Source organism: Alloalcanivorax sp. (assembly GCF_964221125.1).
Taxonomy (GTDB): domain Bacteria; phylum Pseudomonadota; class Gammaproteobacteria; order Pseudomonadales; family Alcanivoracaceae; genus Alloalcanivorax; species Alloalcanivorax venustensis.
Genome location: NZ_CAXPXK010000068.1, coordinates 1 through 13,194 on the forward strand (window position 1 = coordinate 1; position 13,194 = coordinate 13,194).

17 protein-coding genes are annotated in these 13,194 nt (G+C 66.3%); 7 read left to right on the top strand and 10 right to left on the bottom strand.

Annotated elements, in window-relative coordinates; translation table 11 throughout:
* Positions 1–236: 236 nt before the first annotated feature.
* The 3 genes from rpmG to radC form a co-directional block, all read right to left on the bottom strand.
* Positions 237–407: a 50S ribosomal protein L33 gene (gene rpmG, locus ACEQZD_RS08665; RefSeq protein WP_067609584.1), complete on the bottom strand. Its 171-nt coding sequence runs from the start codon at positions 405–407 to the stop codon at positions 237–239.
* Positions 408–424: 17 nt separating this feature from the next.
* Positions 425–661: a 50S ribosomal protein L28 gene (gene rpmB, locus ACEQZD_RS08670; protein WP_214012710.1), complete on the bottom strand. Its 237-nt coding sequence runs from the start codon at positions 659–661 to the stop codon at positions 425–427.
* Positions 662–773: 112 nt separating this feature from the next.
* On the bottom strand, positions 774–1,448 hold the full coding sequence (gene radC / locus ACEQZD_RS08675) for a DNA repair protein RadC (protein ID WP_142947808.1): 675 nt from the start codon (positions 1,446–1,448) through the stop codon (positions 774–776).
* 139 nt (positions 1,449–1,587) lie between these two features.
* Between radC and coaBC the strand changes: the two genes are divergently transcribed.
* The 5 genes from coaBC (at position 1,588) to slmA (ending at position 6,758) form a co-directional block, all read left to right on the top strand.
* Complete coding sequence (gene coaBC / locus ACEQZD_RS08680) at positions 1,588–2,784, top strand: bifunctional phosphopantothenoylcysteine decarboxylase/phosphopantothenate--cysteine ligase CoaBC (RefSeq protein ID WP_142947809.1); 1,197 nt, start codon at positions 1,588–1,590, stop codon at positions 2,782–2,784.
* Between the two features lie 26 nt (positions 2,785–2,810).
* A complete protein-coding gene (dut, locus tag ACEQZD_RS08685) occupies positions 2,811–3,263 on the top strand; it encodes a dUTP diphosphatase (protein ID WP_142947810.1) in 453 nt (150 codons plus the stop codon).
* Positions 3,264–3,329: 66 nt separating this feature from the next.
* Entirely contained in the window at positions 3,330–5,213 is a 1,884-nt protein-coding gene (locus ACEQZD_RS08690) for a hypothetical protein (protein ID WP_370184993.1), read from the top strand.
* A gap of 19 nt (positions 5,214–5,232) precedes the next feature.
* Entirely contained in the window at positions 5,233–6,132 is a 900-nt protein-coding gene (gene argB / locus ACEQZD_RS08695) for an acetylglutamate kinase (RefSeq protein WP_335628333.1), read from the top strand.
* A gap of 38 nt (positions 6,133–6,170) precedes the next feature.
* Positions 6,171–6,758 carry a nucleoid occlusion factor SlmA gene (gene slmA, locus ACEQZD_RS08700; protein WP_142947813.1) on the top strand — a complete coding sequence of 196 codons (588 nt, stop codon included), beginning with the start codon at positions 6,171–6,173 and terminating at the stop codon, positions 6,756–6,758.
* Here the strand turns inward: slmA and ACEQZD_RS08705 are convergent.
* Genes ACEQZD_RS08705 through rph form a run of 3 tightly spaced genes read right to left on the bottom strand, consistent with a single transcriptional unit; the run spans position 6,755 to position 8,786 of the window.
* A complete protein-coding gene (locus tag ACEQZD_RS08705) occupies positions 6,755–7,378 on the bottom strand; it encodes a hypothetical protein (protein WP_335628332.1) in 624 nt (207 codons plus the stop codon). The two genes, slmA and ACEQZD_RS08705, sit on opposite strands and share 4 nt — an antisense overlap.
* A gap of 2 nt (positions 7,379–7,380) precedes the next feature.
* Positions 7,381–8,049, bottom strand: coding sequence for an orotate phosphoribosyltransferase (pyrE, locus tag ACEQZD_RS08710; RefSeq protein ID WP_142947815.1), 669 nt, complete (start codon positions 8,047–8,049; stop codon positions 7,381–7,383).
* Positions 8,050–8,066: 17 nt separating this feature from the next.
* Positions 8,067–8,786 (bottom strand): ribonuclease PH, encoded by a 720-nt coding sequence (gene rph / locus ACEQZD_RS08715; RefSeq protein WP_142947816.1) that lies wholly within the window; start codon positions 8,784–8,786, stop codon positions 8,067–8,069.
* A gap of 152 nt (positions 8,787–8,938) precedes the next feature.
* On the opposite strand from rph, the gene ACEQZD_RS08720 reads away from it, so the two are divergent.
* Complete coding sequence (locus ACEQZD_RS08720) at positions 8,939–9,802, top strand: YicC/YloC family endoribonuclease (protein WP_370184996.1); 864 nt, start codon at positions 8,939–8,941, stop codon at positions 9,800–9,802.
* Positions 9,803–9,814: 12 nt separating this feature from the next.
* On the opposite strand, the gene ACEQZD_RS08725 is transcribed toward ACEQZD_RS08720, so the two are convergent.
* Genes ACEQZD_RS08725 through ACEQZD_RS08735 form a run of 3 tightly spaced genes read right to left on the bottom strand, consistent with a single transcriptional unit; the run spans position 9,815 to position 11,570 of the window.
* The gene (locus tag ACEQZD_RS08725; RefSeq protein WP_370184998.1) at positions 9,815–10,225 is read right to left on the bottom strand and encodes a DUF6691 family protein; all 411 of its coding nucleotides are present in this window, start codon (positions 10,223–10,225) and stop codon (positions 9,815–9,817) included.
* Positions 10,222–10,659 carry a YeeE/YedE family protein gene (locus ACEQZD_RS08730; protein ID WP_185956864.1) on the bottom strand — a complete coding sequence of 146 codons (438 nt, stop codon included), beginning with the start codon at positions 10,657–10,659 and terminating at the stop codon, positions 10,222–10,224. Before ACEQZD_RS08730 ends, ACEQZD_RS08725 begins: the two co-directional genes overlap by 4 nt.
* Entirely contained in the window at positions 10,656–11,570 is a 915-nt protein-coding gene (locus ACEQZD_RS08735) for an MBL fold metallo-hydrolase (protein WP_370185000.1), read from the bottom strand. The genes ACEQZD_RS08730 and ACEQZD_RS08735 overlap by 4 nt, the downstream gene beginning before the upstream one ends.
* 130 nt (positions 11,571–11,700) lie before the next feature.
* Here ACEQZD_RS08735 and ACEQZD_RS08740 point away from each other — a divergent pair, with 130 nt between their 5' ends.
* A complete protein-coding gene (locus tag ACEQZD_RS08740) occupies positions 11,701–12,063 on the top strand; it encodes a metalloregulator ArsR/SmtB family transcription factor (protein WP_335628328.1) in 363 nt (120 codons plus the stop codon).
* Here ACEQZD_RS08740 and hmpA read toward each other — a convergent pair.
* The coding region (gene hmpA, locus ACEQZD_RS08745) for an NO-inducible flavohemoprotein (RefSeq protein WP_370185003.1) at positions 12,024–13,194 on the bottom strand (1,171 nt) is incomplete at its 5' end. The two genes, ACEQZD_RS08740 and hmpA, sit on opposite strands and share 40 nt — an antisense overlap.

Consider the following 13,194-nt stretch of genomic DNA (forward strand, 5'->3'; position numbering starts at 1 on the left):
TCCGGTGCAATGAAAGCGATGACCGGTTGTTCTTATTCTTTTGTTACCGCCTTTATCGTTACGTTTCCACCTTTACGGCGGCGTAACATCGTTATGCCAGTATGCGTCTTTTGCTACTCGCACAAAAAGACCAACTTTGCACTGTTATGAAATTTATTGTTATTGACGGGCATAAAAAAACCCGGTGTGACCATCAGCCACACCGGGTTTTCGTTGTCCCTTGCCAGGCAGGACGCTTACTTGATCTTGGCTTCCTTGTAGATCACGTGCTTGCGGACCACGGGATCAAACTTCTTGGTCTCCATCTTTTCGGGATGCAGACGCTTGTTCTTGGCGGTGGTGTAAAAGTGCCCGGTGCCCGCTGAGGAGACCAGACGAATTTTTTCACGAATCGGACCAGATGCCATGATTCAGCTCCTTGGGCTCAGGCGCGCGCGCCGCGGCTGCGGATATCGGCCAACACGGAGTCGATACCCTTCTTGTCAATGATACGCATCCCTTTGGAGGACACACGCAGGCGCACGAAGCGCTTTTCGCTCTCCACCCAAAAGCGATGATAGTGGAGATTCGGCTCGAAACGACGCTTGGTCTTGATGTTCGAGTGGGACACGTGGTGGCCCGTTACCGGCCGCTTCCCGGTTACCTGGCAAACTTTGGACATGATCTTGCTCCCGTGATGCAACACAATTGGGGCGGGGCAGCCCCGGAAAAGGCGCGTTTTATACCAAAACCCGGGGTGGGGATCAAGCCATTCCGGTGTTTACCGGCAAATATCACACCCAGCCGCGGCGGCTGAACGACTCCCAATGGCCGTCGCCGATCACCAGATGGTCGAGGATGCGCACGTCGATCAGATCCAGCGCCCGGCGCAGCCGCTCGGTGACGTCGCGATCCGCCTGGCTTGGCTCGGCCACCCCGGAGGGGTGATTATGGGCCACGATCACACTGGCGGCGTTGTATTCCAGCGCCCGGCGGACCACCTCCCGGGGATAGACGGCGGCGCCGTCCACGGTGCCGTAGAACATCTTCTCGAAGCCGATCACCCGGTGCTTGTTATCCAGGAACAGCACCGCGAACACCTCGCAGGGCTCACCGCGCAGTTCGGCGGTCAACAACCGCGCCGCCGGCTCCGGGTTGTCCAGGCTGAAGCCCCGCTCCAGCTCCGTGGCCAGGTAGCGCCGCCCCATCTCCAGAGCCGCCAGCACCTGGGCACAGCGGGAATCCGCCATGCCCGGCAGACGCGCCATGCGCTTGGGCGTCAGATCCAGCAGCCCGCGCAGGCCGCCGCTGCGGTCGAGAATGTCGCGGCCCACGTCGACGGCGGTTCTGCCCCGGCTGCCGGTGCGCAGAAAGATCGCCAGCAGTTCCGCGTCGCTGAGCGCGCCCGCGCCCCGCCCCAGCAGCTTTTCCCGGGGCCGTTCCTGTTTCGGCCAGTCGCTGATCGCCATACTCACCTCCCTGTGTTTGCTCATACCTTGGTGCTACCCTATGACGCCCCTAGTCTGCACAACCCCCCGGGGCGAGGGCAGACGACATCCACCATGGTTTGTGTCAGCCACAGCCCAAAATACTGTACGGAATGACAGCATGCAGCGACTGGTCAATAAACGGATCCTCCTCGGTGTCACCGGAGGCATTGCCGCCTACAAGAGCGCGGATCTGGTCCGCCGGCTGCAGGACGCCGGCGCCGAAGTACGCGTGGTCATGACGCAGGGCGCCTGCGAGTTCATCACGCCGCTTACCATGCAGGCGCTGTCCGGGCACCCGGTGCACACCGATCTGCTGGACCCGCGCGCCGAGGCCGCCATGGGGCACATCGAGCTGGCCCGCTGGGCGGACCTGGTGCTGATCGCTCCGGCCTCGGCGGATTTCCTCGCCCGCCTGGCCTACGGCCACGGCAACGACCTGCTCGCCACCCTGTGCCTGGCCACCGGCGCCCCGGTGGCGGTCGCCCCGGCCATGAACCAGCAAATGTGGGCGGATCAGGCGACCCAGAAGAACCAGCTGATCCTGCAGGAGAAGGGCATCCATATCTTCGGCCCCGGCGCCGGCAGCCAGGCCTGCGGCGAAGTGGGCCCGGGGCGCATGCAGGACCCGGCGGAGATCATTCAGCAGGCCGCGGAAGTGTTCGATTACGAACTGCTCACCGGCAAACATCTGGTGATCACCGCCGGCCCCACCCGGGAGCCGATCGACCCGGTGCGCTACCTGACCAACAAGAGCTCCGGGAAAATGGGCTTCGCGCTGGCCCAGGCCGCCGCCGAAGCGGGGGCGCGCGTGACCCTGATCGCCGGCCCTGTGGCCCTGGACACCCCCAACCGGGTCAACCGCATCGACGTGGTCCGCGCCGAAGACATGCACGAGGCCAGCCTCAAGGCGGTGGAGGAGGGCTGCGACATCTTTATCGCCACCGCCGCCGTGGCGGATTACCGGCCCACGGTGACCGCCGACCACAAGATCAAGAAATCCACCGAGGAGATCCACCTCACCCTGGTGAAGAACCCGGACATCATCGCCGCCGTGGCCAGCCACGCCAAACGGCCCTTCACCGTGGGCTTCGCGGCGGAAACCCAGGATGTGATTGAATACGCCCAGGGCAAGCTGAAGAGCAAAAAACTGGATATGATCGCCACCAACGACGTGTCCGGCACCAATGTGGGCTTCAACAGCGACAATAACGCCCTCACGGTGATCTGGCCGGGCGGGCACAAGGTGCTGCCGCTGGCCTCCAAGGCACAGATCGCCAAACAACTGATCGAGCTGATCGCGATCCGCCAGAGCTGAAAAACCACTGACCGCTGAGACCATCAATGCAACTGCAATACCGGCTTCTTGATGCCCGCCTGGGCGACCAGTTTCCCCTGCCCGCCTACGCCACCGACGGCTCCGCCGGCCTCGACCTGCGCGCCATGGTGGAGGCGCCGCTGACCCTGAACCCCGGAGACACCGAGCTGCTGCCCACCGGGCTGTCCATCCATATCGGCGACGCCGGCTATGCGGGGATGATCCTGCCGCGTTCCGGGCTGGGCCATAAGCACGGCATCGTGCTCGGCAACCTGGTGGGGCTGATCGACTCGGACTACCAGGGCCAGTTGATGGTGTCCTGCTGGAACCGGGGCAACAGCGCTTTCACCATCGAGCCGGGGGAGCGCATCGCGCAGCTGGTGATCGTGCCGGTGATGCAGGTGTCGCTGACGCAGGTGGATGAGTTCGACGACAGTGCCCGCGGCGAGGGCGGCTTCGGCCACAGCGGCCGCCAGTAAGCACCACGGGCCTCACCGAAACGCCGCGACCACAGAACGGCGACGGGACGGCTAGGGGGGGAACGAATGGGGAACGAACACAAGGTTCTGACCAGGCCGGCATGGCTGCTCGCACTGCTGGGCCTGGTGCTGGTCGGCGCCGGCGCCGCTTTGTGGCACCAGCATCAGCACGATCAGGCGCAGACCGCGGCCGCGGATCAGGCCCGGCGCCTGGCCAACAGCCTGGCCGGGGAACTCGGCCAGCGCGTGAACCGCCGCCGCGAGCAACTGGAACAACTCGCCGGACGCCCGGATTCGCCCGCACCGACCTTCGACCAGCCCCTGACACCGACCCCCTGGCGGGACAACACCCGCCAACTGCGCATCCCCGACGGGCACCCCGGTGAGGAGCGGCTGTCGTTCACCCTGCGCGAACTGCTGCACAACCTGCGCGAACGGGGGGAAGTGGTGGTCTCCAGCAAGGGCGGTGAACAGCCGGCGTTGCTGATGGCACGCACCACACCCGGCGGCGCCATGATCCTGGAACACGACCTGAGACCCTGGCTGCGCAGCCTCGATCAACGCCTGCCCCAAGGCAGCGCCCTGACACTGAGCCAGGGCGACCTGACCCTGATCCGCCGCGGCCAGACCGGGGGCGCCAGCGCCACCGCCAGCGCCCGGGGCGGCCCCTTCAACCTGACCCTGGCGGTGCCCCCCGCGCCGCCGTCCTGGCAAAGCCTGTTGTTGCCCGCAGGCATCAGCGCGGCACTGATACTGCTGGTGATCTACGCGGTGTTCGCCCGGCGACAGCCCGCGCCGGCGGCCAGCGCCGTTCGCCGCCCGGACAGCGCGCCCGCGCGTCCCGCGGCGCCGGCGGCGTCGTCCCTGCCACCGGCCCCGGAACCGGAGCCGGAGCCGCAAACACAGACCGAGCCGGAACCCGGCCCCGCCCCGCCGCAAGCGCTGTTCGGCCCCGACGGCATTCGCGCCACCGACGACGCGCCCCTGGACAGCACCGCCCTGGAGCAGCTCGGCCGGGCGATCGGCAGCGAAGCGGGCGCGGCCGGTCAGCACACCCTGTTTGTGGTCTGCACGGGCGAGGCCGACGCCAAGGCGGCGCTGATCGACGGCCTGATGGCCAGCGGACGCCAGGTGGTGGATCTTGGCGAGGCCCCGCCGGCGGTGCTCCATTACGCCACCGAAGTCTTGGAAAGCCAGAGCGGCGTCTGCCTCACCGGCGACGGCGACCAGCGGGCTCTGGACGTGGTCATCAACAGCGAGCTGCTCCACGGTGACCGGCTGCTCACCCTGCGTGATCGGCTGCTGGCACGGAATCTGGATGAGGGCAGCGGTGAACGGGAACAGCGCGACCTCAACGACCGCTATCTGAACGCCGTGGCGGACGACATTATTCTCGCGCGCCCGATGTCGGTGGCGGTGCAGGGCACCGGCGCCACCGCCGGCCTGGCGCCACGGCTGCTCGGCGAGCTGGGCTGCAAGGTGGTCGCCGTGGAGGGCACCGACGTGGACGCCCTCGCCCGCACGGTGGGCGAGCAAAACCTGAATCTGGGCCTGGCGTTCGACGCCGGCGGCGGCCTTTCCCTGGTCGCCAGCGACGGCCGCCTGATCGCCGCCGACCGGCTGTTGATGCTGCTGGCCCGGGATCTGCTGGAGCGCAATCCGGGCGCCGATGTGCTGTTCAACATGACCGATAATCAGGCGCTGGCCGACCTGATCCGCAAGCAGGGCGGCCGGCCGGTGATGGACGACGGCGGCCCGGCCCGCCTGCGGGCGCGCATGAAAGAATTGGCCGTGCCCCTGGCGGGAGAGGCGAACGGGCATATATTCTTCGCCGACCGCTGGTACGGATTCAGCGATGCCCTCTACGCCGCCGCCCGACTTTTGGAGGTACTCTCCCTGCAGGCGGGCAACAGCGCCGAGGCGTTCGCCCCTTACACGGATACTTTTTGACCGGTTGGAGAAAGCAGACATGGACACCAAGAGCGCCCAGGAAACCGCCCGCGTTCTGATTGAAGCGCTGCCTTATATTCAGCGCTTCGCCGGCACCACCGTGGTGATCAAATACGGCGGCAACGCCATGGAAAACGACGAGCTGAAGAACAGCTTCGCCCGCGACGTGGTGATGATGAAGCAGGTCGGCATCAATCCGGTGATCGTCCACGGCGGCGGCCCGCAGATCGGCGATCTGCTTAACCGTCTCGGCAAGGAGAGCAAGTTCGTGCAGGGCATGCGCGTCACCGACCGGGAAACCATGGACGTGGTGCAGATGGTGCTCGGCGGCCTGGTCAACAAGGACATCGTCAACCTGATCCAGCACAACGGCGGCCAGGCGGTGGGCCTGACCGGCAAGGATGGCCGCCTGATCAAGGCGCGCAAGATGCTGCTCAAGAACCTGGACGCCGACGACCCGGAGCTGCAGGCTTCGGAAATCATCGACATCGGCCATGTGGGCGAGGTGCAGGGCATCGACACCAAGGTGCTCGACCTGCTCGGCGGCAGCGACTTCATTCCGGTGATCGCGCCGATCGGCGTCGACGAGGACGGCACCAGCTACAACATCAACGCCGACCTGGTGGCGGGCAAGGTGGCGGAAGTGCTGCGCGCCGAGAAGCTGATCCTGCTCACCAACGTGGCCGGCCTCAAGGACAAGGAAGGCCGCGTGCTCACCGGCCTCACGGCGGACCGGGTCAACGCGCTGATCAAGGACGGCACCATCCACGGCGGCATGCTGCCGAAGATCCGCTGCGCCCTGGAAGCGGTGGAGAACGGCGTGCACACCTCGCACATCATCGATGGCCGGGTGGCCCACGCGGTGTTGCTGGAGATTCTTACCGACAAGGGGGTCGGTACTCTGATCAGCAAGCATTGATCAGCAAAAACTAAAAACGCCTAAAACGGGAACAACGCATGACAGAACAGACTCCGTCCAGAAAGGAGCAAATCCTGCAGGCCCTGGCGCACATGCTGGAAGCGGAACCCGGCGGGCGGATCACCACCGCCGGCCTGGCCCGGGAAGTGGGGGTGTCCGAAGCCGCGCTGTATCGGCATTTTCCGAGCAAGGCAAAGATGTTCGAGGGGCTCATCGACTTCATCGAAGAGGCGATCTTCTCACGCATTAACCGCATCACCGGCGAAGGGGACGCGCTCACCCAGGTGGAGCAGATTCTCACGCTGATCCTGGCGTTCACCGAGCGCAACCCGGGCATCACCCGGTTGCTCACCGGCGACGCCCTCACCGGCGAGAACGAGCGCCTGCATCGGCGCATCCAGCAGTTCTACGACCGGGTGGAAAGCCAGCTCAAGCAAGTGGTCCGTGACGCCGAGTTCAAGGAAGGCAAGCGCACCGCGGCCACGCCCACCATCACCGCCAACCTGCTGCTGGCGGTGGTGGAAGGGCGCATCGCCCAGTTCGTCCGTTCCGGTTTCAGGATCCGCCCCGGCCAGGACTGGCCCGAGCAATGGGCGCTGCTCGCCCCCACGGTGTTCCGCGATTAAGAGCCCGCCAGCTCCTCCAACCGCTCAATAATCGGCGCGTACTGCTCGCGCACCGCCTGCTTGTCCTTCTCATAGCCGGCGATTTCCTGGCGCACATGGGCCATGCGGCGCTGGTACTCTTCGATGGCCTGGCGGGTGCCCTCCGGCACCGGCCGGCCGGCGCGCTCGGCGCGGGCGGCCAGGCTGACCTCCTGGTCGCGTTTCTCTTCCAGCTGCGCCAGGGTGTTGGTGGCGTAGCTGATGCGCAACTCAAGCGCTTCGATCTGGCGCTCGCGGGCACGCACCGCGTCCTCGGGCCCGGCGTAGAGCCGCTCCAGTTCCTTGTCCCGCTCGGCCTGCCGTTGCGCCTGCTGCTCGGCCGCCATCGCCTGGCGGCGGCGCGCCTGTTCTTCCGGGGGCGCCGGCGGCTCGCGGCGCAGCACGCGGCCGTTATGGTCGAGCACCTGATAACCGGCGTGGATGGCCTGCTCGTTGAGCGTGGCGCTCACCGCCAGGGTGCCGTCCGGCTTGGTATAGCGGTACATCACCTCACCGGCGGGTTCATTCTGCTTGGCGGCCGCCAGCGTCAGCACCGGCAGCGCCAACAACGCCAACACCAGCCCCCACGGCAGCCACCTCACGGTTACCCCTCCACGCCGTAGCGCTTGCGGTACTGCTTGAGCGCCACGCGATCCGCATCGCGCCCTTCCTGCTCTTCCAGCCAGACGATGATGTCCGACATGGAGACAATGCTGCGCACCGGCACGCCCAGGCTCTCCTGCACTTCCTGGATCGCCGACAGCTCTCTACCACGCGCTGAAGACTCTCCGCTCCCGCGCTCCTGGCGGTCCACCGCCACGAACACCCCGGCGATGCTCGCCTCGGTGCGCTCGAACAGCTCCGCCACCTCGCGGATCGCGGTGCCGGCGGTGATCACATCGTCGATCACCAGGGCGCGGCCCTCCAGCGGCGCGCCCACCAGCCAGCCGCCTTCGCCGTGGTCCTTGGCTTCCTTGCGGTTGAACGCCCAGGGCAGGTCCCGACCGTGGTGCTCGGCGAGCGCCACGGACACCGCCGCCACCAGCGGAATACCCTTGTAGGCCGGGCCGAACAGCATGTCGAACTCAATGCCCGACTCGACAATGGCGTCGGCGTAGTAGCGGCCCAGCCGGGCCAGCGCCTCGCCGGTGTAAAAGGTGCCGGCGTTAAAAAAGTACGGGCTGATGCGCCCGGATTTCAGGGTGAACTCCCCGAACTTCAGCGCCTGGCGCTCCTCGGCGAAGCGCAAAAAGTGCTTCTTGTAGTTTTTCATTCTGTTCCCCACCGGGCTTACCAGCCCAGCACCTCCTGCTGCTTGCGGACGATTTCACCAATGCCTTTCTCGGCCAGGCCCAGCAACTGATCGGACTGCTGACGGGTGAACGGCTCGTCGCCCTCGGCGGTGCCCTGAATCTCCACGAAGCCACCATGCTGGGTCATTACCACGTTCATGTCCGTGTCGGCGTTGGAATCTTCGGGATAATCCAGATCCAGCACCGGTTCTCCCTTATAAATCCCCACCGACACCGAGGCAATCAGACCGTTGAGGGGGTCTTCCTTGATGCGCTTGCGCTCCAGCAGCGTGGTGAAGGCGTCCACCAACGCCACGCAGGCGCCGGAGATCGACGCGGTGCGGGTGCCGCCGTCCGCCTGGATCACGTCGCAATCCAGATAGATGGTGTGCTCACCCAGCTTCTTCAGGTCCACGGCGGCGCGCAGGGAGCGCCCGATCAGCCGCTGGATTTCCAGGGTGCGGCCGCCCTGCTTGCCGCGCGCCGCCTCGCGGCCGGAGCGGGTATGTGTGGAGCGGGGCAGCATGCCGTACTCGGCGGTGATCCAGCCCTGGCCCTTGCCCTTGAGGAAACGCGGCACGCCATCCTCCACGGACGCGGTGCACAACACCTTGGTATTGCCGAAGGACACCAGCACGCTGCCTTCGGCGTGCATGGTGAAATCGCGTACGAAGGATACGTCGCGCATCTGGTCGAGCTGGCGGCCGGAAGGGCGCATGAAAACTCCTTGATTCGGGGTCGAATGGCCCGCCATTGTAGCGAACCCCCGCCCATCAACGCGAGGCGGGGCGCCGGTGAATGCTTCCAGTCGCTTGACCCGCTACACTAAGCCCCACTTCGCCGCACTCACCCACCACCCCAGGGACGCCCATGATTCGTAGCATGACCGCCTTCGCCCGAGCCGACCGCCACCTCACCGGCGCCAGCCTGGCCTGGGAAATCCGCTCGGTGAACCACCGCTACCTGGAAGTGGGCCCGCGCCTGCCCGAGGGCCTGCGCGCCCTGGAGAACGACGTGCGCGAACGCTGTCGCCAGCGGCTGGGCCGCGGCAAGGTGGACGTCACCCTGCGCTACCAGACCGAAGAAGGCGAAGCGGAACTGGAGCTCAATGAGAACCTGGTCAAGCACCTCGCCGAGGCGGCCCGCCGCGTCGACGACCTGGTGCGTCACGCCGGCAAAGTGAACCCGCTGGAAATCCTGCGCTTCCCCGGCGTACTCTCCACCCGTGAAGTGGACGCCGACACCCTGCACGCGGAAGCCCTGGCCGCCCTGGACGAAGCCCTGGACGCCCTGATCGCCACCCGCGACCGCGAAGGCGAGCAGCTGGCGCGCATGGTGCGCGAACGCCGGGACGGCGTCCGCGAGCAGGTGGCCCGCATCCGCCAGGCGCTGCCCGCGATCCGCGAGGCCCTGCGCGACCGCCTGCGCCAGCGTGTCCAGGAGGCGGTGGAGAGCCCCGACCCGGAGCGCCTGGAGCAGGAACTGGTGCTGGCCGCCCAGAAGATGGACGTGGACGAAGAACTGGACCGCCTGGAAACCCACGTGGCCGAAGTGCGCCGGGTGGTGGAAAAAGGCGGCCAGGTGGGCCGCCGTCTGGACTTTCTGATGCAGGAACTCAACCGCGAAGCGAACACCCTGGCGTCAAAGTCCGTGGACGCCGAGACCACCGCCGCGGCGGTGGAGCTGAAAGTGCTGATCGAGCAGATGAGGGAGCAGATTCAGAACATCGAGTGATCGCCGGCGGCCCTACGCCGGCAATCGCCGGAACCCCCACATCCCCACCAGCAAGCCCACCACGAACAACACCGGCTCCCACAGCCCCATCGCCAGCGCGGCGACGCCCGGGCCGGGGCAGTAGCCGGCCAGGCCCCAGCCGATGCCGAACAGGGCCGCGCCGCCGAGCAGGCGGCTATCGATATCGCTGCGGGTGGGCAGATGAAACTGACCCTCGAACAGCGGCCGGTCCTGTTTGAGGATAAAGCGGAAGCTGATCAGGGTAACCAGCACGGCGCCGCCCATGACGAACGCCAGGGTAGGGTCCCAGGTGCCGGTGATGTCCAGGAAGTTGAGCACCTTGGCCGGGTTGGTCATTTGCGAGATGGCCAGGCCGAGACCGAACAGCAGGCCAGCGATCAACGCGGCGATATTCTTCTTCATGCGCCCACTCCCAGAAGGTGTCGGATCACGAACACGGTGAGGATGCCGGTGGCCATGAAGGTGGCCACCGAGGCCAGCGAGCGCGGTGACAGCCGGGCCAGGCCGCAGACGCCGTGGCCGCTGGTGCAGCCGCTGCCCAGCCGGGTGCCGAAACCGACGATCAGGCCGGCCACCAGAAATACCGGCCAGGGCATGTCCGACTGGAAGGCCAGACTGCCGGGGACCAGCCAGAACGCCAGGGCGGCGCCGCCGAGCAGGCCGGCCAGAAACAGCCAGCGCCAGGCTCTGTCGCCGCCGGGCTCCACAGTAGCGCCGGCGACGATGCCGCTGATGCCGGCGATGCGACCGTTGAGCCACAGCAGCAGCGAGGCGCTGGCGCCGATCAGCAGACCGCCGATCAGGCCGGCCCAGGGGGTGAAGTTCACGATGGTCATACCGGCAGCTCCTCGTCGTGCGCGGTCTGGGAGAACCCTTCCGGGTGGTTCAGGGGCACCTTGATGTAGCGCCGGCCGTTGTCGTCGGCGGGCGGGGTGTGGCCGGCGCGGACGTTGATCTGCACCGAGGGGATAATCAGATCGGGCAGGCCGAGGGTGGCATCGCGCTCGGTACGCAGCTTGACGAAGTCGTCCTCGGAGCGGCCGCCGCCCACATGAATATTGTCCCGTTTCTGGTCGCCCACGGTGGTTTCGTTGCGGTAGTCGCGGCCACCGGGCCGGTAGTCGTGCAGCACGAACAGGCGGGTGTCGTCGGGCAGTTCGAACAGCCGCTGGATCGACTGATACAGGGTGTGGGCGCTGCCGCCGGGAAAGTCGCAGCGGGCGGTACCGCCATCGGGCATGAACAGGGTGTCGCCGACGAAGATAGCGTCGCCGATCTGGTACGTCAGATGGTCCGAGGTGTGCCCGGGCGTGGGGATGGCGCGGGCCTCGATATTGCCCACCCGGAAGCGTTCGAAATCCTCGAACAGGTGCTCGAAGGGCGTGCCGTCCGCCTGGAAGCCGCGTTCAAAACCGTAGACCTCCTTGAAGTGCTTCTGCACCTGACGGATGCCGACCCCAATGCCGGTGGTGCCGCCCAGTTGCCGGTGCACATGGGCGCCGCCGGCCAGATGGTCGGCGTGGGCATGGGTTTCCAGCACCCACTCCACCTCCAGCCCCTGATCGCGGATGAAACCGATCAGTGCGTCGGCGGTATCGGTGCCGAGCCGTCCGGACTCGGCTTCGTAGTCGAGCACCGAATCGATCACTGCGGCGCGGCGGGTGTCCGGGTCCCAGACCACGTAGGAAAAGGTGGAGGTGGGCTCGTGAAGAAAGGAGCGAACCTGGGGGCGTTGCGCGGCTGCCATGAAAACCTCCTGGGTGACATCCATTTCCGTCTTTATAGTCCGCGCCCTTTCATTAGTCAAATCTAATATAGAGAAATTTACATTACATCTTTCTAATGCTATGTTGAGGTCAAATCATTGAAGCGATGCCATGACCGACACACGCCTTAAAAACAGCCCCCCAAAGCCCGACGAAGCGATGGCCGAGCACGCCGCCGACGCTGCCCGCCTGCTCAAGTCGTTGTCCCACGAGAAGCGCCTGCTGATTCTCTGCATGCTGGTGGAGGGCGAGATGACGGTAGGCGAGATCAACGCCCGGGTGGCGGGCAGCCAGTCAGTGGTCTCCCAGCACCTGGCGGTACTGCGCCGCGACGATCTGGTGCAGACCCGCCGCGACGCCCAGACGATCTACTATTCCCTGCAGGGCACCCGGGCGACCCGCATTATCGAGGTGCTGCATGACCTGTTCTGCGGTCAGGCCGCCAGCGCCGCCGCCGGCCCGAAGAACTCATAGTGCACCCTCTCCATCGGCACGCCGCGCCGGCTTAGCAGCGCGTGGACGTGGCGCAGCATGGGTTCCGGCCCGCACAGATAGTAGTGGGCGCCGTCCACGGTGAGCGCGTCGAGCAGCGCCTCATCGATAAGGCCGTTACTGTGGTAACCCCGGCCCGGTTCGTCGCCGGCGAGCGGGTCGCTGTAGCGTACATGCACTTGCAGGTTGGGGTGCGCGGCGGCCAGCGCCTGCACTTCCTCGCGGAACGGATGCACCCGGCTGTTCAGCGCGCCCTGGATCAGCGTGATTGAACGATCCGCCGGCGATTCCGCCAGGCCGTGGTGCAGCATGGAGAGCAGCGGCGTGATGCCGACACCGCCGGCGATCAGCACCATGGGCGCCTCCTGCTCCCGGGTATCGAGCACGAATTCCCCGGCCGGCGGCGCCAGCTCCACGCGGTCACCCTCTTTCAGGTTGGCGTGCAGGTGGTTGGAGCAGACCCCGTCCGGGGCACCGTCCACCGGCGCCGCTTCTCGCTTGACGCTGATGCGGTAGTGCGTGTCGCCGGGCGCGTTGGACAGGCTGTAGTTGCGCATCACCAGGCCGGCGCCGGGAACATCCACGCGCACGGTGATGTACTGGCCTGGCTTGTGCGGGTGCAACGGGGCACCGTCGGCGGGGCGCAGGTAGAAGGAGGTGATGTTGTCACTCTCCGGTTCGCGGCGCGCCACCACGAACGACTTGAAGCCCTGCCAGCCGAACCGCTGCTCCTGCTCGTGATAAATGTCCGCCTCACGGCCGATGAAGATGTCCGCCAGAGCACCGTAGGCCGCGGCCCAGGCGTCGATGATGTCGTCGGTGGCGGCGTCGCCGAGCACTTCCTTGATGGAAGCGAGCAGGTTCTCGCCGACGATCGGATAGTGCTCCGGCCGAATCCCCAGCGACACATGCTTCTGCGCGATCAGCTCCACCGCGTCGGTGAGCGCCGCCGGGTTGTCCACGTGTTGGGCGTAGGCACAGATGGCGCCGGCCAGGGCGCGCTGCTGAGACCCGGACCGCTGATGCGCCGGATTGAAGTAGGGGCGCACTTCCGGAGTGTGCTCGAACATGCGCTGGTAGAAATGGCGGGTGAGGGTTTCCCCGTGTTCCTGC

Bases quoted from the DNA above. Each gene is read 5' to 3' on its own strand.
- rpmG (WP_067609584.1), bottom strand. From the start codon at position 407: ATGGCATCTGGTCCGATTCGTGAAAAAATTCGTCTGGTCTCCTCAGCG.
- rpmB (WP_214012710.1), bottom strand. From the start codon at position 661: ATGTCCAAAGTTTGCCAGGTAACCGGGAAGCGGCCGGTAACGGGCCAC.
- radC (WP_142947808.1), bottom strand. From the start codon at position 1,448: ATGGCGATCAGCGACTGGCCGAAACAGGAACGGCCCCGGGAAAAGCTG.
- coaBC (WP_142947809.1), top strand. From the start codon at position 1,588: ATGCAGCGACTGGTCAATAAACGGATCCTCCTCGGTGTCACCGGAGGC.
- dut (WP_142947810.1), top strand. From the start codon at position 2,811: ATGCAACTGCAATACCGGCTTCTTGATGCCCGCCTGGGCGACCAGTTT.
- ACEQZD_RS08690 (WP_370184993.1), top strand. From the start codon at position 3,330: ATGGGGAACGAACACAAGGTTCTGACCAGGCCGGCATGGCTGCTCGCA.
- argB (WP_335628333.1), top strand. From the start codon at position 5,233: ATGGACACCAAGAGCGCCCAGGAAACCGCCCGCGTTCTGATTGAAGCG.
- slmA (WP_142947813.1), top strand. From the start codon at position 6,171: ATGACAGAACAGACTCCGTCCAGAAAGGAGCAAATCCTGCAGGCCCTG.
- pyrE (WP_142947815.1), bottom strand. From the start codon at position 8,049: ATGAAAAACTACAAGAAGCACTTTTTGCGCTTCGCCGAGGAGCGCCAG.
- rph (WP_142947816.1), bottom strand. From the start codon at position 8,786: ATGCGCCCTTCCGGCCGCCAGCTCGACCAGATGCGCGACGTATCCTTC.
- ACEQZD_RS08720 (WP_370184996.1), top strand. From the start codon at position 8,939: ATGATTCGTAGCATGACCGCCTTCGCCCGAGCCGACCGCCACCTCACC.
- ACEQZD_RS08725 (WP_370184998.1), bottom strand. From the start codon at position 10,225: ATGAAGAAGAATATCGCCGCGTTGATCGCTGGCCTGCTGTTCGGTCTC.
- ACEQZD_RS08730 (WP_185956864.1), bottom strand. From the start codon at position 10,659: ATGACCATCGTGAACTTCACCCCCTGGGCCGGCCTGATCGGCGGTCTG.
- ACEQZD_RS08735 (WP_370185000.1), bottom strand. From the start codon at position 11,570: ATGGCAGCCGCGCAACGCCCCCAGGTTCGCTCCTTTCTTCACGAGCCC.
- ACEQZD_RS08740 (WP_335628328.1), top strand. From the start codon at position 11,701: ATGACCGACACACGCCTTAAAAACAGCCCCCCAAAGCCCGACGAAGCG.